General features: G+C 65.2%; 1 protein-coding gene. It reads left to right on the forward strand.

The window, feature by feature from the left end:
• The coding region (locus FOE67_RS31065; protein WP_498370735.1) for a DNA polymerase III delta subunit-related protein at nt 1-402 on the forward strand (402 nt) is incomplete at both ends.

Here is a 402-nt window from a genome sequence, read left to right on the forward strand (position 1 = left end):
GCGGGTGGTGGTGCTGTATCCGCTCGACGCGTTGCAGACCGAAGGTGCCAACGCGTTGCTCAAGACGCTGGAAGAGCCGCCGCAGAACACCGTCTTCCTGCTGGTGACGGATCGTATCGACCGTATCCTGCCGACCATCCTGTCGCGCTGCAGGCAGTTTCCGCTGCAGCAGCCCCAGCCCGAGGCGGCGCGCCAGTGGCTGGAGCAGCAAGGCGTGCCGCACGCGCAAAACCTGCTGGCCGAGTTCGGCAATGCGCCGTTGGCCGCGCTGGCCGCCGCCGAGTCCGAAGACCGCCCGCTGCTGCAATTCCTGCTCGAACAATTGGGCCAGGGCGCAAAGCTGGACGCACTCGCCACGGCAGATCATTTACAGAAATTGTCGGTGCCTGCCGTTCTCAGTAC

The organism is Streptomyces calidiresistens (assembly GCF_014141525.1).
GTDB classification, from domain to species: domain Bacteria; phylum Actinomycetota; class Actinomycetes; order Streptomycetales; family Streptomycetaceae; genus Streptomyces; species Streptomyces calidiresistens.